The organism is Bacillus sp. C28GYM-DRY-1 (assembly GCF_030519405.1).
Taxonomy (GTDB): Bacteria; Bacillota; Bacilli; order Bacillales; family Bacillaceae; genus Bacillus; species Bacillus spizizenii_A.
The window spans coordinates 14,722-31,941 of the sequence record NZ_JAUMKF010000004.1; the positions used below are offsets into that span (position 1 = coordinate 14,722).

At 45.1% G+C, this 17,220-nt stretch carries 15 protein-coding genes and 5 pseudogenes; 5 read left to right on the forward strand and 15 right to left on the reverse strand.

The features are described 5' to 3' along the window. The 6 genes and pseudogenes from Q3W56_RS05610 to Q3W56_RS21160 all read right to left on the reverse strand — a co-directional run. Positions 1 to 1,164 carry a glycosyltransferase family 2 protein gene (locus Q3W56_RS05610; RefSeq protein WP_302894787.1) on the reverse strand — a complete coding sequence of 388 codons (1,164 nt, stop codon included), beginning with the start codon at positions 1,162 to 1,164 and terminating at the stop codon, positions 1 to 3. 28 nt (positions 1,165 to 1,192) lie between these two features. Then, positions 1,193 to 2,104: a putative nucleotide-diphospho-sugar transferase gene (locus tag Q3W56_RS05615; RefSeq protein WP_302894895.1), complete on the reverse strand. Its 912-nt coding sequence runs from the start codon at positions 2,102 to 2,104 to the stop codon at positions 1,193 to 1,195. Positions 2,105 to 2,127: 23 nt separating this feature from the next. Then, positions 2,128 to 3,096 (reverse strand): GDP-mannose 4,6-dehydratase, encoded by a 969-nt coding sequence (locus Q3W56_RS05620; RefSeq protein WP_302894788.1) that lies wholly within the window; start codon positions 3,094 to 3,096, stop codon positions 2,128 to 2,130. Positions 3,097 to 3,102: 6 nt separating this feature from the next. After that, positions 3,103 to 3,867, reverse strand: a complete 765-nt coding sequence (locus Q3W56_RS05625) for a glucose-1-phosphate cytidylyltransferase (protein WP_302894789.1) — start codon at positions 3,865 to 3,867, stop codon at positions 3,103 to 3,105. 237 nt (positions 3,868 to 4,104) lie between these two features. Then, entirely contained in the window at positions 4,105 to 6,024 is a 1,920-nt protein-coding gene (gene ltaS1, locus Q3W56_RS05630) for a lipoteichoic acid synthase LtaS1 (protein ID WP_302894896.1), read from the reverse strand. A 406-nt stretch (positions 6,025 to 6,430) separates the two neighbouring features. Beyond that, positions 6,431 to 6,511: pseudogene (locus Q3W56_RS21160) on the reverse strand (hypothetical protein); the annotation flags it as partial. Positions 6,512 to 6,677: 166 nt separating this feature from the next. Between Q3W56_RS21160 and Q3W56_RS05635 the strand changes: the two are divergent. Next, positions 6,678 to 7,748, forward strand: a complete 1,071-nt coding sequence (locus Q3W56_RS05635; protein WP_302894790.1) for a DUF3900 domain-containing protein — start codon at positions 6,678 to 6,680, stop codon at positions 7,746 to 7,748. Positions 7,749 to 7,782: 34 nt separating this feature from the next. Here Q3W56_RS05635 and Q3W56_RS05640 read toward each other — a convergent pair. Together Q3W56_RS05640 and Q3W56_RS05645 are read right to left on the reverse strand one after the other, a co-directional pair. Next, a pseudogene (locus Q3W56_RS05640) lies at positions 7,783 to 8,697 on the reverse strand (FAD-dependent monooxygenase). Then, on the reverse strand, positions 8,618 to 8,890 hold the full coding sequence (locus tag Q3W56_RS05645; protein WP_302894791.1) for an FAD-dependent monooxygenase: 273 nt from the start codon (positions 8,888 to 8,890) through the stop codon (positions 8,618 to 8,620). Before Q3W56_RS05645 ends, Q3W56_RS05640 begins: the two are co-directional and overlap by 80 nt. A 157-nt stretch (positions 8,891 to 9,047) precedes the next feature. Here Q3W56_RS05645 and yetL point away from each other — a divergent pair. Next, a pseudogene (gene yetL / locus Q3W56_RS05650) lies at positions 9,048 to 9,552 on the forward strand (transcriptional regulator YetL). A gap of 111 nt (positions 9,553 to 9,663) precedes the next feature. Here yetL and Q3W56_RS05655 read toward each other — a convergent pair. The 3 genes and pseudogenes from Q3W56_RS05655 to Q3W56_RS05665 form a co-directional block, all read right to left on the reverse strand. Next, complete coding sequence (locus Q3W56_RS05655; protein ID WP_302894792.1) at positions 9,664 to 10,308, reverse strand: Bax inhibitor-1/YccA family protein; 645 nt, start codon at positions 10,306 to 10,308, stop codon at positions 9,664 to 9,666. Positions 10,309 to 10,422: 114 nt separating this feature from the next. After that, a pseudogene (locus Q3W56_RS05660) lies at positions 10,423 to 10,571 on the reverse strand (DUF2292 domain-containing protein). Positions 10,572 to 10,686: 115 nt separating this feature from the next. Further along, entirely contained in the window at positions 10,687 to 11,559 is an 873-nt protein-coding gene (locus Q3W56_RS05665; RefSeq protein WP_302894793.1) for an STAS domain-containing protein, read from the reverse strand. A 195-nt stretch (positions 11,560 to 11,754) separates the two neighbouring features. On the opposite strand from Q3W56_RS05665, the gene Q3W56_RS05670 reads away from it, so the two are divergent. From Q3W56_RS05670 to hmoA, 3 genes and pseudogenes are all read left to right on the forward strand, one after another. After that, positions 11,755 to 12,333, forward strand: a complete 579-nt coding sequence (locus Q3W56_RS05670; protein WP_302894794.1) for a hypothetical protein — start codon at positions 11,755 to 11,757, stop codon at positions 12,331 to 12,333. Between the two features lie 70 nt (positions 12,334 to 12,403). Beyond that, positions 12,404 to 12,736 (forward strand): annotated as a pseudogene (locus Q3W56_RS05675) (VOC family protein). Between the two features lie 104 nt (positions 12,737 to 12,840). After that, positions 12,841 to 13,167 (forward strand): heme-degrading oxygenase HmoA, encoded by a 327-nt coding sequence (gene hmoA, locus Q3W56_RS05680; RefSeq protein ID WP_268399578.1) that lies wholly within the window; start codon positions 12,841 to 12,843, stop codon positions 13,165 to 13,167. Between the two features lie 36 nt (positions 13,168 to 13,203). On the opposite strand, the gene Q3W56_RS05685 is transcribed toward hmoA, so the two are convergent. The 4 genes from Q3W56_RS05685 to Q3W56_RS05700 form a co-directional block, all read right to left on the reverse strand. Beyond that, positions 13,204 to 13,899, reverse strand: a complete 696-nt coding sequence (locus Q3W56_RS05685) for a DUF421 domain-containing protein (RefSeq protein WP_302894795.1) — start codon at positions 13,897 to 13,899, stop codon at positions 13,204 to 13,206. Positions 13,900 to 14,010: 111 nt separating this feature from the next. Continuing rightward, positions 14,011 to 15,351, reverse strand: a complete 1,341-nt coding sequence (gene lplD, locus Q3W56_RS05690; RefSeq protein WP_302894796.1) for an alpha-galacturonidase LplD — start codon at positions 15,349 to 15,351, stop codon at positions 14,011 to 14,013. 8 nt (positions 15,352 to 15,359) lie between these two features. After that, entirely contained in the window at positions 15,360 to 16,247 is an 888-nt protein-coding gene (locus Q3W56_RS05695) for a carbohydrate ABC transporter permease (protein ID WP_019713564.1), read from the reverse strand. A 13-nt stretch (positions 16,248 to 16,260) separates the two neighbouring features. After that, positions 16,261 to 17,217, reverse strand: a complete 957-nt coding sequence (locus tag Q3W56_RS05700) for an ABC transporter permease (RefSeq protein ID WP_302894797.1) — start codon at positions 17,215 to 17,217, stop codon at positions 16,261 to 16,263. Positions 17,218 to 17,220 lie beyond the last annotated feature (3 nt).

Genomic DNA, 17,220 nt, shown 5'->3' on the forward strand with positions numbered 1-17,220 from the left:
TTATCTAAGATCCACGTGGAGCAAATCGTTGACAAGCGCACACAATGCGTTGGCAAAATCGTTCACGCCAAGCTTTTTCTTCGCTTTTGGGAGAAGCTTGCGAACCGTTTGTAAATCAAAGCTTTTCGCCGTCACCCTTGGGGCTTTCTTTTGCCAATCCGGGTCAATGTTGCGCTCTTTGACAACATGAAGCAGCTCAAGAAATAGATTCAACAGCATGTCGTATTTCTGAGCTTCCAGTAGTTTATGAATATCAGCCATCAATCTGTTCGTCATGTCAGGAGGAAACGGCCCGTTAAAAGCGAGATGAACGTCTAAGGAGCGGATATTGTTGTATTTATCGCACATATAAGCAATATTTGCCCGAATATCGTCTACAGATTTACAATTGCTTGGGTGCTCCTGATGAATACTGACAATGTCGCGATGCAGCCTGAACGTCAGTCCGGCCTGATGAAGCCTGATCCCGAGGTCATAATCCTCAAATCCGTATCGTATAATGCCTTCATCAAATAAGCCGAGGTCAACCACATGTTTGCGTTTAACAGAGGAATTATTCGTGATAAAAAAGCGCCATGGCATATGATAGCCTATCAGGTCATCGCCGTACTCCTCTAAAATCTGCTTGAGTACGTCAATAAAATCGGTATCGAGGTCAAAGCTTTTATCCAGAAAGCTTCCGTTTTTGATGTCCGCTTCCTGCAGCAGCTTTTCTTTATCTTTTTTCGGTATTTCATCTACGAGCTTTGCGAGCTGTTTCTTATGTTCATCTTCAAAGCCTTCATAATAAAAACTGTAGATCCGTTTCCAAAACAAACCGCACACGACAAGATTTTCTCCGTTTTCATGGGCTTTCATATGCTTTGCCACAAGGTCCTTTGCCGCAAGCATATCGCTGTCGTGAAAAATAAGGATATCTCCTCTGGCATGGCGAAGCGCCTGATTTCGTCCGTGTGCGATGCCCCTGTTTTCTTTAATCCGTGTAAAGATCAGCGGAAAATCCGCTTGAAACGACTTAAGCATTGAGAGCGTCCCGTCCTCAGACCCATTGTCTGCTACAATGACTTCAAACTCTTCATCGCACTCCTGCTGGTTTAATGACAGAAGGCTGTTATACAGTCGCTCCTTTGAATTATATGCAGGAATAATAACGCTTGCCTTCACTTCATTTTCACTTCCTGTATTTAAACATTTATTTGTTGTCATCTTTTGAAGCAAAACCGTTAAATTCAGGGTCTAACGTTTTGATGTGCTGAATGATATGCGGCAGCGTCTCTTGATACAGGTCATGAATAAACGGCAGATCTGTGCGAGTTGTTTCGTGAATCTGTTTGATTTGATTAATGCTGACGATTCGGTATCCGCTGAAATGGTAAAAGATCAGCGGGCTGCCATCCTCCAGCACAATCCGGCCATCCTTCCAGGAAAACGTATGCTGTCCGTAGTTCCAGTGGCCGATGTTTACACCGGGTGTCGTAATGTCACACACATTCAGAAACAGCTCAGACATATAATCCAAATAGCCCTGATCACCGAATTTCCCTTCACCCGGGGCATTTTTGCATTCCTCAAGACAGCGTTCCTTCCACCACTCCAAGCAATCCGTCCCGGCTTCATCATGCTTGAAGCTGATAAAGCCTGAGTTATATCTGCCTAAAAGACGCTGCAGCATGTCAATCTGCTCTTTCTCAAAAGAAGGGATTACAATATCACCCCGCGAAAGCAGCACCGAGCAGTCCGGCTGGTTTTCAAAAATCGGCGACGGATCGGCATAGAAAAATAAATCCCCATCAATATACGTCACACGATTCAGCTCTGGCATCTTGTTCAGCACAGCTTGGAGAAAGATCGGCTTCATCGTCCAGCAATACTCGCTTTGATCTCTAGTTTCCTTCAGCTGCAGAAGCATTTCATTCTCGAGCGCTGACACCGGCACAAGATTCAACTGCTTCATCTTCAGTTTCTGTAAGACGCGGTGTGTATCTTCATCCATGCATAGCGTAAAAATGGGACTGTCTTGGTCAACTTGCTCTAAAGACTTAAATAAAGCGACTGCCTGATATAATCTCCCTTTTGATAAAACGGTGCAAAACGCGCTGGCCACAGTCATGTTCACCTCGTTTCACATTACTTTTTGAAGAATTCCGTATACCACTCAATCGTTTTTTTAAGTCCTTCATCAATGGTGTAGGCCGGTGACCAATTCAGCAGCTTTCTTGCTTTTTCCGCGGATAAATATTGATGTTTGATCTCATTGCTTCCCTGGTTCAGCACCTTCGGCTTCAGATCACTGTTCATTTTCTTCAAGATTTTTTCTACCAGTTCAAGTACAGTCAGCTGGATCTCATTGCTGAAATTAAAGGCCTCTCCGGCAAGATGCTTTTCTTCCATTTTTTCTGCCAGTAGCAAATAAGCCTGAACGGCATCTTCAATATAGAAGTAGTCGCGGACAAATGTCCCGTCGCTGCGGATTTCCGGCGCTTTCCCGTTCAGCACAAGCTGAATCGTCTGCGGAATGATGCGATTGAAATTCAAATCCCCGCCGCCGTACAGGTTACCGCAGCGTGTGATGCAGACCGGGAGCCCGTACGTGTGAAAATATGTGTGACTGATGAGATCTGCGCAGCTTTTTGAGACGTCGTACGGATGCTTGCCCTGCAGCGGCATATTTTCATCGTACGGAAGGTTCTCTTGATCACCGTAAGCTTTATCACTTGAAGCGACAATCACCCGCTTGATTAACGGATGCTTCCGGCAGGCTTCGAGAATATTCCATGTGCCGAGGATATTCGCTTCAAAGGTAGAAATCGGATTGCGGTTCGCCACGCCAACAATCGCTTGTGCGGCAAGGTGAAAGACTGTATCAATTTCATACTCCCCAAGCGCGCGTTCAATCACAGGCAAGTCTTCGAGAGAGCCCTGTACGATGTTCATTTTTTTGATATGTTCTCCCTGATAAAGGTTAGATTGAGGCACATGATCCCTGACAAGCCCTGTAACGTTTGCTCCCTGTTCGATCAGCTCTTTCACCAAATAGCTTCCTAAAAGACCTGTACACCCCGTGACAAATACGTTTTTGTTTTCCCAGAAACTCAAATCAGTTCACCATACCTTCCATACTTGTTGTCCTTGATCCCACATTTTGTTGACTTCTAAGAGATCCTTATACGTATCGATGGCCGTCCAAAACCCGTAATGGCGGTACACGGCAAGCTCTCCGTCTTTGGCAAGGTTCTTCAGCGGTTCATCTTCGAACATCATGTTCTCGTCCTTTGGCAAATAATCGAAAACCTTTGGACTGAGAACGAAAAATCCGCCGTTGATGATTCCGTCACTCGATGTTTTCTCAGAAAATGTTTTCGCCATGCCGTCCTCAACCGTCAAGGTGCCGAACTGTGAGCCTTTGTCAATGCCGGTGACAGTCGCGGCAGCCCCTTTTGCCCTATGATAGCTAATGAGATGGAAAAGATTAATATTGGCCAGTCCGTCCCCATAGGTAAGCAGAAATGTTTCATCACCGATATAGTCTTTTGCCTGCATGATTCTTCCGGCTGTCAGTGTGTCTTCTCCTGTTTCCAAAAACGTAATTTTCCACGTTTCAGGCTGCCCCAGCATCTGCACCTCTCCTGTAGAGCTGTCGAGTGTCAGGCTGTTGTGCTTCCATTCATAGTCGAGAAAGTATTCTTTAATTTTTTCTCCTTTATAGCCCAAAAGAAGAATAAACTCGTTTACTCCGTAATACTGATAGATTTTCATAATATGCCATAGAATCGGTTTGCCGCCTATCATGGCGAGCGGTTTAGGAATATCATACGTGACTTCACTCATTCTCGTTCCTTTTCCGCCGCAGAGAATGACCGCTTTCATCTCTACCCCTCATCTCTATGAATATTGAGTTCGAAACCTGGTACAGCTTTACAATCTATCATTGCGTTTAAACCGATAATTTGTCCACTTCAATACTGGTTTCAAAATCTACTGTAATGATATGAGAGAAAGCCGGCCTTGGTGACCAAATGGAATCTTTTTTTTTAAGTTGGTTATGCAGCCTCAAAAAAGAGCCTTGAGCGAAGGCAATGCGCCCGCTCAAGGCTCTATCTCGTCTTATTTAATTTCTTTTTCCTTGCCGTAATGATAGTCAGACGGATCAACGGCTTTAAAATCGCTGAGTTTATGGAACCTCAGCAAGTCTTTATACAGGACACTGTCTGAGAGACTCAGCTGCTGATTAACTCTTGTTTTCAGATTCTTCGTTTCTTCATTCGCTTTCAGTTTTTCACCAGTCTTCGTATCGTAAATGACATTGTCGACAGATGTGTACTTCGGCGTCACGAAGTCTCCGTTTCTGAACGCCACTGTATCGTCGTGTTCTTTGGAGAATAAATCAGTACCAAAGTTGATATATTTCTGAGAATCAATTCCTTGTAAGTGCAGAAGTGTCGGCATGACATCAATTTCGCCGCCATACGTATGGTTCACTCCGCCTTTTTTGCCAGGAACGCGGATCATCAGCGGCACACGCTGGTTTTGCGCGTTTTGATAATCTGTGATCTCTTTTCCAAGAATTTCTTTCATCGCACGGTTATGATTTTCAGAAATACCGTTGTGGTCACCGTAAATCACGATGACTGAGTCGTCATACAGACCGGCTTCCTTCAGCTCCTTGAAGAATTGCTCAACCGCTTCGTCAAGATAACGTGCTGTCTGGAAGTAATTATCAACTGTTTTATCACCGGTTGTCGCTTTCTTAATGGACGCATCTTCTTCATCCAGGTTAAATGGATAATGGTTTGTTAATGTAATCAAATGCGCGTAAAACGGCTGTTTGAGAGATTCAAGTTTAGGAATTGATTCTGTAAAGAACGGTTTATCCTTGAGTCCCATATTAATGACGTTTTCATCTGACATATCATAACTGCTTGCGTCGAAGAACTTGTCATATCCAATATGTTTGTAAATCTGGTCACGGTTCCAGAACGATTTGTAGTCACCATGCAGGACGGCGCTTGTATAGCCTTCCTTTTGATCCAAAATTGCAGGAAGTGACTGATATGTGTTTTCGCCTTTCGTCACAAATGCGGAGCCTTCAGGAAGGCCGAAGATGGAGTTATCCATTGTCAGCTCGGCATCAGATGTTTTCCCCTGGCCTGTCTGATGGAAGAAGTTATCAAAATACGTCACATCTTCCCCGCCGTGTGCAAGTTTATTCAAGAACGGCGTGACCTCTTCACCGTTCAGCTTGTAGTCAATCAAGAATGTCTGGAAGCTTTCCAGGTGAATCTTAATGATGTTTTTGCCTTTGGCAGCACCAAAGTATTCGGCATTCGGTTTTGCATAATGAGACGTTGTGTAGTTCTCAACGCTTGTTAAATCATCGCTGCTCGCATAGGCTCTTTGTGTTTCCGTTTGAGCCGTCTGCACGCCGTCATAAATGGTGTAATTGTATAGACCTAAATATTTCACGATATAATTGCGGTCAAACGTTCTTGTCAGCAGCTGCGGACGGTCTTTTTCCGCATAGTGCAGGTTGATGAAAAACAGTGCGATCCCGGAAAGGATCACTAGTGACGCAAAACGTTTTTTCATTTTGTATTCTTTTAATTCAGGTCTCCAGATCAATACCGCAATCAAAATCATGATATCTAAGAAATAGAAAATATCATGACCGGCCATGATACTGAAAATCCCGTCTCCCATGTTTCCGACATTGCCGGACTGTTTAATGTTCGGGAACGTCAAGAAATCATCAAAGAAACGATAGAATAAAATATTAGCATATAACACAAATGTCATCACAAAATCGATAATCAGCATGATAATGGCTGATTTACGCCCTTTCGCCAGCAAAGCCAGTCCTAAAAAGAAGACGGCGCTTGAGAACGGGTTAAATATCAGGAGGATCTCCTGAGTTGTGCCTTTTACCCCAAGATTAAATTCAGTCTTGTAGGATAAATACGTTTTTGCCCAAAACAGTATAACAGCCAGCACAAAAAAGCTAAGTTTGTAAGAAAAAAGTTTCTTCATGGCAACCTCTACTTTCTTAAACACTTTAAGTTCTTTATTCATATTTACCTGCTCTTTATCCTGTCTTCCAATTCCTTTTCTTCAAATAAATTAAGGCATCACACAATATCTATGTTTTTGCACCATACCAATTTTATTGCAACCATTCGACCAAACACTGGACGAAAGAAGCCTTCATTTCGTTTCACATTTTTTTCTCGGAAATAAAAAAAGGAGTTCTTAGGTCATGTGTGCCTTTGAAAAAAAGAAATAGATACCGAGTATAAGAATAACATAAACTAGCAAAAACGAGAAATAGGTTTTACAAAAGCCCGACCTCTGGCAGACTGTGGCTATTGTATGCACGAATGTTTAGCGCGATCACAATTTTTTCAAAAGGGCAAAAAAGACTGGATCTTTCCAGTCTTTAAATCCCCGACCAAACATCTTTTGCATATATACCGGTATCCTGCAGATGTTTCAGCCTGTTTTGTGCTTCTTCACCGGTGGCCAATTTGAGCAGCGACAGTGTCTGTTTGTCTTATCAATGAAAGGCAGATTGACTACATTCCCCTTTTCTGGTCATGATTATTCCATTCCTCTGATTGACGTATGAACATCGTTTTTTCTATACTTGAGAAGCTGTACAATACGCGAATAAGGTGAGTTCATATATGGATTTTGAAATTCGGTTTTTATCCTTTTATGTCATACAGGTGGAAGGCAAGGACGAGCAAGCAAACAAGCAATTCAAGCACTTCCAGACCCTTGATACAGAGGAATTTGAAGAAAGCGAGCTGAAGGACTTTCTTGACGGAGAGCTGAAAAAAATCGTCAAACGAAAAGCCGACCGCCATCCGCAGTCCGAGCAGGTGCCGACGAAGATTGGCCATTTTATCGTAGAGCCCGGCCACGAGCTCGATTCCAATCCAAACTACAACATGTTCAACCGCGCGCGTCTGGCGGAAACAAAAGAAGACTTCAACGAGCTGAGCGAGCAATTCGTCCGCACGTACCTCGACACGAGCGCGGTTCGCGGCGGTGTGTTCCTCGTTGCTTCAGCCGTGCCGAGAAAATACTTTGACGAGTCATTTGTCTTCATTATGAAATGTGATTTTGAGCCGAAGGTCGCCCGCATCTCTGACGCGTCTTCTCTCATTAAAAAAGTCGAAATGGCGATCACGACAAAAAACATGAAAAGCATCCAATACCCGTACATGCCAGAGGAAGGAATGATCGAGGAAGGCGAGCTGAAAATCCACCAGGCCTCGCACGCCCGCTATTTTGAGGACTTTCTGAAATTCGTCGAATACGGCGAATCGATGCCGGAAATCATGAAAACCCAGGTTATGAACATGGTGCAGGAGCACGTCTATGAGACATTTAAGGACAACAGCGAAGAGCTCAAGCAGTTTGAACAAGACATCGAAATCTGGGAAGCGAGCGAAAAGCGGGAAATCCAAGAACGCCTCGACACCCATCAAGTGATCGAAGCCTCCGCCCAGATCATTGAGCACACGCCGGAAGCCGAGCTGAAAATGAAAGTCGGAGAAACCGAGATTAAAGGGTTGCTAGCTGATTTTGGCGAATCGATTCATCTCGCAAAAGTGAACGGGCGCTATGTCGCGCTGATTGAAGCCGAGACGATTTCGTTTGAGAAGGGCAGTTCACCGGTGGAGTTTTATAAGCCTGAGGGGCTGCATGAGGTGATTGAGCGGATACGGAATAAAAGAGAGCAAGAATAAAAAGTCCAGAAATCACTTTCTGGACTTTTCCTATTTAATATCCCTCTCTCAACACCGCATAGTACTCGCCGATCAGCTCTTCCGCTCCTGGCTCTCCTTTCAGCCCGCGGCGGACGATTTCTGAGGAGAGGTTCTGGACTTTGAGCGCTCTTGGGGCTCTTCTATTGTAGTACGCCTGAAACGCTGTTTCGTGGCCGGCGTGGTTTTTGAGTTCTTCAGCGAGGACGATGGCATCCTCGATGGCCATTGCCGCTCCTTGTGCCAAGGTCGGCGCTCCGGCATGGGCGGCGTCTCCTCCGATGACGACGCGGCCTTTGTACCATGGCTCCTGTACTGCGACCTGCTCCAGTTTGTTAAACATGACAGGATGCTCTTTCGACATGTGCTTGGTGACAAAATCCAGCCCCGAAAAGCGAGAGAGAATCTCTTTTACTCTTTCAAACCGGGTCTCTTCCTCATCCCAATAATCGCTCGTGCAAGGCTGGAGGACGAAAACATAGCCGGCGTGTTCCGCCAATGGCACGACGCCAATTTGTGTGTTCCGCTTCTATACATTAATGTTGCGTCCTCAAATGTATAATCAGAGAGCTCGATATAAAGTTCGCCACGCCCCCATGCCAAGGTGCTCTTTTTCTGTTTCCTTTTGCAGCATTTTATCACGAATAGCGGAATGAATGCCGTCAAAGCCCGCCAGAATGTCAGACTGCATCCTTTCTCCGTCTTCACAAAGGGCAGTGACTGATTCAGCCGTTTCTTCATAGGCGACAACCTTTTTCTCCCACTTGATGTGTACACCCGCAGCCTCGGCATGCTTCATGAGAATGTCATTTAACGTTTTTCGCAGGATATTATTGCGTCCCGGAAGTGTGTCATAAAAAGGATTCACTGACTTGAAACAGCAAATCCCCCTGCTCATCAAACGTTTTAAACCATTCTGTTTGAAAGCCATGCTTACAGCACTCTTCGAATACGCCCAGTTCTTTCAAGACAGCCAGTGCGTTTTGCGGCTGAAGAATTCCTGCACCTGTTTTGCGGTTTTCTGAAGCCGCTTCACACAAGGTGACAGAAAACACCGACTTACTGAGAGAAATGGTCGCTGACAAACCACCGATACCGCCTCCTGCTATTAAAATATGTTTCATATGAATAACCACCTTTTCAGCTCTGTATATAGTTAGGTACCTAACTATATTACCTTACTATGTCCAAAAAGATGTTAATCATTTCCAAGCTAAGCTGCGTTATGGTGTTTCGCTCCTTTATAATCGTGTCAAAACGAATGTACGGGAGCTTATTAAGATGGAATTAAAACATTTACCGAAATATAAGCATATAACAGAGCACGCCGAGACGTATGCCAATATAGACGCCGGCTCTCTTGAATTGTTTTTATCTCTTTTTGATATCTCGAAAAAAATGAATCATGTGATGGAGCATTACTTCGCAGGCAGCGGACTTACAGAAGGAAAATTCAAAATCCTGATGTTGCTCTTTGATGCCAAGGATCATAGGTTAAGTCCGACAGAGCTTGCAAAGCAGTCAAACGTCACGAAAGCAACGATTACAGGACTGCTGGACGGGCTGGCGAGGGACGGTTTTATCAGCCGCAAGCATCACACAGAGGATAAACGAAAAATTAGCATTGAACTGACAAAGGAAGGAAAAGAACGGCTGGAGCAATTTCTGCCCGGCCATTTCCAGCAAAATCTGCGCAGTAATGGAAAACTACAGCGACGAGGAAAAAGACATGTTCGTGAAGATGCTTGGTGATCTTTTTGAAAAGCTAAGTGTGTTTAAAGACTAAAAAACTTTAAATTCGCAGGCTCCACATCTGACAAAATGACAGTCGCACAACTCCACCTGCCTTTTTAATGTATGGCAAAAAAGCACCTATCCAAAGACAGAGGCTTTTTCATTAATCATCACTGCTCAAAATGCCGAAGAAGCGGAGCAGGTTGATGAACAAGTTGATAAAGTCAAGGTACAGCGATAATGCCATTACGGGGATTAGGTCTTCCGTAATATGGCGGTGTTTGATTTGATTTAGGTCATACAAAATGTAAAGGGAAAAGACGATGGTTCCGATCACGGAATACGCCATCATCGCCGCTGAGTTTAATGGGCTGAAAATGTTGAAAATACCCACCACCATCAGCGCGAGCACCGCTACCAGCAGAAATGACCACAGGAAGGATAAATCCTTCTTCATTTTTGCGCCGATTGTGCCCAAAACAGCAAAAATGACAAATGTAGAGCCAAAGGCTTCAAGCACGACATAGGCGCCGGCGATGGAAGCATAGTGGCTGACGATCGGAAATAAGGTAATGCCGGAAACGAACGCGAATGTATAGACAAACGCATATCCGACCGCTTTTCTTCTGCGCATCCAGAAGGCCAGAATAATCATCCCCACTTCTAGGATAGAAAGCGGCAGCATTAAAGCGACAGGAACAAATTGGCCGATAAATAGACCGACAGTCGCGATTAGCAGTGTGAAGACAAAGACTGTCAAAATGCGCTGCATGATCGATTGCTTACTCTCGTGAACCGTAGCTTGCATGTCAAAAATCCTCCCAAAAAATGATCTTAAAGGTCTATTATATAAAAATCGGATAAAATATGTATATGTTTTAAGGATAATTTAATGAAAACAAACGTCCTTATGCGATCATATTTAGTCTTTCATTTTCCGTGAAAACCGGTGCTTTTCTATTTTCTCAATTTGGGTAACCTAGAATGATGAATGGTGCCGAAATCGAGCGTTTCTAACGAGCTGATAATTTTTCCAAACACTTCCGCTTCTATCGTTGATTTTGAAATCAAAAGACCTTTCCCCCTTGTTGTATGTTTTTTTCGATAAATCGCTGGTGTTTTCTGATCAATTCAAAAAAGCATATGATCACCCGCTGGCGGACAATCATATGCCTGGTCAAACTTCCTAATGGTTTTCTTCCAATTCCTCAACAATGCAGCGAACGCCCATGTTTTCTAATGCCTGCTTCAGCGTGCCGTATGTATCATATTCACTGAAATCAAGCCCCAATTGAATCGATGTCTGGGCCACATCTGGGCGAATCCCTGAAAATACAGCTTTGATGCCTAATAAGAAAAGCGTTTTTGACAGGTTGTACAGTTGCTGCGCCACCATGGTATCCACAATTGGGACACCCGAAAGATCAACGACAAGGCTTGTGATTTTTCTCTCGATACAGCGGACCGGCACTGTTTCTAAAATAACCTGTGCCCGTTTCGTATCAATGGAGCCGATTAGCGGCAATATCCCTATTCCATCCGCAATAGAAATCACCGGGCAGCCCAGCTCTGAGATCAGTTCCTGCTGGGATGTGAGCCTCATCAGCATAAACTTTTGGTACTGCTCGGAAAATTCAATGATCAGCTTATCGAACGACTGATTCACTATGCGGTTCCATCGGTTGGCATCCTCATCTGTGACGATATCCCGATTCTCTTGAATAAACGCAACAACAGCATCCCAAAATGAGATTCTTGAGTTTGATATGGCTTCCACAACCTCATGCACCGGAACATCTTGCTCTACCCTATTTTTCGCAACGGTTTGCGCCCATTTTGTCATATGTTTCTGAAACTCAGTTTGATCCTCAAGGAATGCACTTGCAATCGTTATATTGGTAAACGTATGCTGCTTGGTTAGGAGCTTTTTCGTTTCTTCACTTAAATTGTCGGCGGAATATAACTCTCCTTTCAGCTGACATCGCAAACTGAACCATTTATCCGTAATATCCGCCGTGTGGTCTATAATATATTGAAATAATAATTGATCGATATTCACGGTCTGTCTCCTTTTTCATAATAGAAGCTCTTTCATTATAAAATGATACATCGGAATTGTGAATGGGACTAGAAAAAAATCAAATGATTCTGCACCCTGAGCGCATTCCAATTTCATCCATAGGCGAAAACACCAATAAACATCCGCTCGCATAAACTGCAATGTACAGTTTACAATGAGAAAGGGCGTTATTACATGTATAATGTTGATCCTTATATGTTTGCCGGGCATTTTTATGAACCATGGCCCGCTTTTGAATACGAATATCGTTATCCAGATGGTTACCCATGGTCTGGCATTGGCGGCGTCGTTGGGCCTGGCATTGGCGGCGTCGTTGGGCCTGGTTTCGGCGGCGGCTCCGGCCCTGGTATTGGCGGCGGCTCCGGCCCTGGTATTGGCGGCGGCGCTGGGCCTGGCTTCGGCGGCGGCGCTGGCCCTGGTTTCGGCGGCGGCGCTGGGCCTGGTTTCGGCGGCGGCGCTGGCCCTGGTTTCGGCGGTGCGCCGCAGGGACCCCCGCCTTCAAAAAAGCCGGCAAAACCAAAAAAGCCGCAGAGCACTCAGGGAGTTGCTTATTTAGTTGAACCCATTGCTATTCAGCCTTGCCTCTTCCGGTTTACCTATGTTTGGTTAACCAACGGCAGCTCATTTTGGTTCTACCCGATCATTCTTGGCAGAAGATCCGTTGGAGGCTTTTACTGGGATTCTTCACGGCGCCGCTGGGTTTATTTCGCCTTAGACACAAATCTGATAGATGTCGTGAGCTGCTCATATTAATCGACAATCAGCCGGTTTTTCCGGCTGATTTTTCATGTTACTTCGGCCATGAACCGGTCATAGTATACCTATGATCAAACAAATTGGCACTAATAAATGTTGAAGACAAGCAGAAAGCCAAGCCATTTGGGGCGGAGAAGGTTGCCTTTGATATTGCGGCGAACCACCCGATGGGATCTGATGAAAGCTGGATGGAGATTACGGCAAAAGGTCATTTACCCAAAAGCCATGATGAAAGGCTCTGAACAAATGAAAGCTTCTATCGTGTTTGAATGTGAAGACATCTTTGGTGCATATGAGAAAATGAAAGCTAACGGTGTAGAATTTCTCCGCGAGCCAATTAAATGGGTGGGGCACCTTCGTACAATGTAAGGACGGAGACGGCAATGTATCTTTATTATAAGAATAACATTGCGACGGCGGCTCTTCCGCCGTGTGCTTTGTTTGACATTGAGAATGAATTTCATTTGCAATTATTCATATATGAGAATGATTGGAGAGAGACAGATGTTTGTTATGTTGAGAAAAATGACAGTAAAAGAAGGCCATGCAGATCAAGTTATAGAACGATTCAGCGCTGAAGGAATCATTGAAAAACAAGAAGGTTTAATTGATGTGACAGTGCTCGAGAAAAACGTCCGCCGCGGTGATGAGGAAGTCGTTGTCATGATTCGCTGGGAATCTGAGGATCACTGGAAGCAATGGGAAAAAAGCGATGCACATATCGCCGGCCATAAAGCGAACAAGGGCAAACCAAAGCCTGATTATCTGATCAGCACTGAAGTGAGCATGTACCACGTAAGAGCTGTTAAACAAGGGACTCACGAATCATAAAAAGAGCTTGCACCTGCTGCAAGCTCTTTTTTACGGTTATGATGAATTGGTTTCTTCAAATGTGATGACATATAGAGGCTGGCTGGCATGCCATTCCGCATATAAGACGTCCTCGGCCTTTTCAACTCCATGCTGTTGCAGTGATTGCTTCAGCCATTGTTCATCCACGCCAGCCTCCACCAGATTGTCAAACACAATCTCCCCATCAAGAATTAACGTAATCGGCAAAGATACATCCTTTGTCGGAAGGTTCATATCTTTTCTGGTCGGTTTATCGAATTCGGCTTTCGGGAGCACACTGACCATCCCGTTTGTTTCCAAAATGGCATACTCCACTTCCTGAATCGAAAAGCACCCTTTTTGCCTCAGGAGGCTTTGCAGCTGATTAATATCGAGTTTGTTTTTCTTCAGCATCTTGTATTTCAGCTTTCCTTTATGAATCACTATATTCGGTTCGCCTTCCAGAAACTTTCTGGTTCCTTTTATCTTTTGTGTAATCAATTCGATCAAATAAATAAGCAAGCCCCATAGGAGTGATGCATAAATAATTTCTTTTACCTTGATTTCTTGATCATAGACGGCGTTTCCAACCAGTTCTCCTAAAATCAAGGCCGAAATAAAATCAAATGGGGTGAGTTGAGAGAATTGGGTTTTCCCAAGAAACTTCAAAATGACAAATAAAATAACGAGACCGCAAACTAATTCTATTGCTACATTCAGATAATCTCCCACGTTGATAGCACCTACTTCTTAAGAGCTACTACCATTATGGTCAACTGCACTATTTCTAAACCGGACCTGCAGATTTTCGATAAAAAAACAGCCGTCCGCCGGCTGCCGATTTCACATCATTTGGTGCTTGGCAAGCATGTGATCGAAAAGCTGCTCTGCATCACGGTGGTCAATCGTGACAAGCGGATCATTGAGAAACGCTTGAAAAGCGAGACCGCGGTCCTTTGATAACCCCGCTTCCGCCACTGCCTCCTGATTGGATACGTGTCGTGCCGCCAGCATTTCCACACCTTTCGGCAGCGATCCAGAGAAAATTGGCTGGACGCTGTTGCGGGTAATCAAGGCGTTCGTTTCGACAATTGCTTGTAAAGGAAGATTGGAAACCTGGCCTTGATTCGGCACATTTACATTCGTGACGCGCTCACCCAATCCGAGAAGAGCCGCTATGATGCTCACGCCTTCTTCCCCCGAGGCTTTCCCGGCAACGCCTCGTTTTTGCGCGATTAATCGTTCTGTTTCCTGGCGCTTCTCATCTCTGTCTTGTGTTCTGAAAGATACAGATGTGAGGTGAAATTTCCATACCTCAGGCTGTTTGAGATAAGGGCCGGGAAGAAACTCTGCCAGATGCCTGTCACCCGCAGCGGGGATGGCGCCATACAGTTCAAATAAATCAAACGCAACACGGTGGGCCGAACGAAAGACACTGTCCCTCCAGCTTTCCCCCTCTAGCTCATATCCTGATTCTCCATAATGCGCGCTGAATTCATGGAATATAGGCAGCAGGTCAATATGGCGGTAAGAGGCTTCCGTAATCCATGTGAAATGGTTAATGCCGAGTACATTGACGCGAAAATTTTCGCGCCGCAGCACCTCTACTCCGAGCCTTTCTGTGACCATTTCCGTTAGCAGTTTCTGCGTGCCGAATACCTCATGGCAGCAGCCAATCGCTTTGATGCCCGGAAACACTTTATACAGCACTCTTGTACAGACAGACATCGGGTTTGTATAATTGATGACCCATGATTCAGGTGCGTAGTCTCTTATTGCCCGGGCAATTTCTGCAAACATCGGAACGGCCCGCAAACCTCTGATGATCCCGCCGGGCCCGACAGTATCACCCACAGACTGATAAATGCCGAAGCGCTCAGGGAGGTGGACATCGGTTTCCATATCCTCCAGTGAACCCGGCAAAATCGAAATAATGACGATATCCGCGCCCGATAACGCCTTTTTCAAAGTAGAAACCGCTTCGTACCTCCATCTGCCGTCTCCGCTATAATTGCCGATCACTTCATTTTTCTGAGCAGCTTCAAAATCAAGATCATAGAGCGCCACTGTGCCTGACATCCGTTTATCAATCGACAGATCACTCATCAGGCTTCTGGCCCAGCCTTGAGACCCCCCGCCAATATAGGCGATTTTAATTTGATCTAACGTACTGATATGAAACACTCCCTTTCTCAGCCTTTCACCGAACCGATCAGCATTCCTTTTGCAAAGTGTTTTTGCAGGAATGGATAGACCGCCAAAATAGGCAGCGTTGCAATGACAATGACGGCGAGTTTGATTCCCTGCTCGGGCGGTATGGTATTTTGCATCGTATCGCCATTGGTCGCCGTTAAATCCGATAAGATGGTAACTTGGCGGAGCACCATTTGAAGCGGCCATTTTGCACTGTCATTGATATATAAGAGAGCGTGGAAGAAATCATTCCAAATCCCGACCGCATAAAACAGCGCAAAAGTCGCAATAACCGGTTTTGACAACGGCAGGGCGATCCGCCAGAAAACGCCGATTTCGGAACAGCCGTCAATCTTTGCCGATTCCTCCAGCTCGCGCGGCAGCTGCTGAAAGAAGTTTTTGATAATAATAAGGTTGAACGGATTAATCGCCATCGGCAGAATCAATGCCCAGTACGTATCTAAAAGTCCGAGTGATTTCACAACAAGGTACGTCGGAATCATGCCGCCGGAAAACAGCATAGAGAAAATGACCAGATTCAACAGCAGATTCCGCCCCTTCACATGCCGCTTCGCTAACGGATACGCCATCGTAAAGGTGAAAAACAGCTGCACAGCCGTCCCGACCACGGTAATGAAGATGGATACGCCCATGCTTCGGATGAACGTCGGTGTTGAAAACACATACTTGTAAGCATCGAGTGTAAAGGTTTTCGGGAATATAAAGAAGCTGCGCTGGGCGAGTTCCGCTTCTGTGGCAAAGGAACCGGCGATAATATACAAAAACGGCAAAATGGTAATTGCACCGACACCGCCGAGAAATAGAATGTTGCAGACGTCAAACACCCGTCCGGCTTTTGTGTTGTGCATCGTGTGAATGTCAGCCATACCTCTCCCTCCTCTAAAACAATCCTTCCTGATCAAACTTCTTCGCAATGTAATTGGCGCCGAAAATCAAGATAATCCCGACAACCGATTTAAACAAACCGACCGCGGTGCTGTAGCTGTACGCGCCTTGGGTAATTCCCATCATGTATACATACGTGTCAAAAATGTCAGCCACGCTGCGGTTGAGTGAGTTCGTCATCAAATACACCTGTTCAAAGCCGAGATTCAAAAAGCTGCCGATTCTTAAAATTAACAAAACGATAATGGTGCTCCTGATCGCCGGCAGCGTAATATGCCACATTCTCCTAAATCGGCCCGCTCCATCCATGATGGCGGCTTCATACTGCTCCTGATCAACCGTCGCCAACGCGGCCAGAAATAAAATCGTTCCCCAGCCTGTCTCCTTCCAGATGCTTTGCATCACAATCATCGGCCGGAACCAGTCCGCGTCTGATAAGAAAGAAATCTGCTCACCTGTCAGGTTCATAATGAATTTGTTGATCACACCTGTATCGACAGTAAAGAAAACAAAGGTGATGCTGACCACAATTGTCCATGAAACAAAATGGGGCACGTAAATAAAGGTTTGGATGCATCTTTTATACACGGCCTTTCTCACCTCATTCAAAAGCAAGGCCAAAATGAGAGGCGCTGGAAAAGCAAATAAAAGATCTAGGCTCGCGAGCATGAGGGTGTTGCGCAGCAGCCGGAAAAAATCCGGATTCATAAAAAAGTCTTTGAAATATTCAATGCCGACCCATTCGCTTTTCCAGAAGCCGAGATATGGCGAATAGTCTTTAAAAGCGATCAGCACGCCCCACATCGGCAAGTATTTGAAAATCAAAAAATAAAGCAGACCGGGAATAAGAAGAAGGTAAAGCCATTTGTCCCGTTTGAGCGCAACCTTCCAGCTGGTGCCTTTTCCAGCAGTGAGAACAGGTGAATCTCCCTTCTTTGGCACTGTTTCCATATC

Bases quoted from the DNA above. Each gene is read 5' to 3' on its own strand.
- Q3W56_RS05625 (WP_302894789.1), bottom strand. From the start codon at position 3,867: ATGAAAGCGGTCATTCTCTGCGGCGGAAAAGGAACGAGAATGAGTGAA.
- ltaS1 (WP_302894896.1), bottom strand. From the start codon at position 6,024: ATGAAGAAACTTTTTTCTTACAAACTTAGCTTTTTTGTGCTGGCTGTT.
- Q3W56_RS05635 (WP_302894790.1), top strand. From the start codon at position 6,678: ATGGATTTTGAAATTCGGTTTTTATCCTTTTATGTCATACAGGTGGAA.
- Q3W56_RS05645 (WP_302894791.1), bottom strand. From the start codon at position 8,890: ATGAAACATATTTTAATAGCAGGAGGCGGTATCGGTGGTTTGTCAGCG.
- Q3W56_RS05655 (WP_302894792.1), bottom strand. From the start codon at position 10,308: ATGCAAGCTACGGTTCACGAGAGTAAGCAATCGATCATGCAGCGCATT.
- Q3W56_RS05670 (WP_302894794.1), top strand. From the start codon at position 11,755: ATGTATAATGTTGATCCTTATATGTTTGCCGGGCATTTTTATGAACCA.
- hmoA (WP_268399578.1), top strand. From the start codon at position 12,841: ATGTTTGTTATGTTGAGAAAAATGACAGTAAAAGAAGGCCATGCAGAT.
- Q3W56_RS05695 (WP_019713564.1), bottom strand. From the start codon at position 16,247: ATGGCTGACATTCACACGATGCACAACACAAAAGCCGGACGGGTGTTT.
- Q3W56_RS05700 (WP_302894797.1), bottom strand. From the start codon at position 17,217: ATGGAAACAGTGCCAAAGAAGGGAGATTCACCTGTTCTCACTGCTGGA.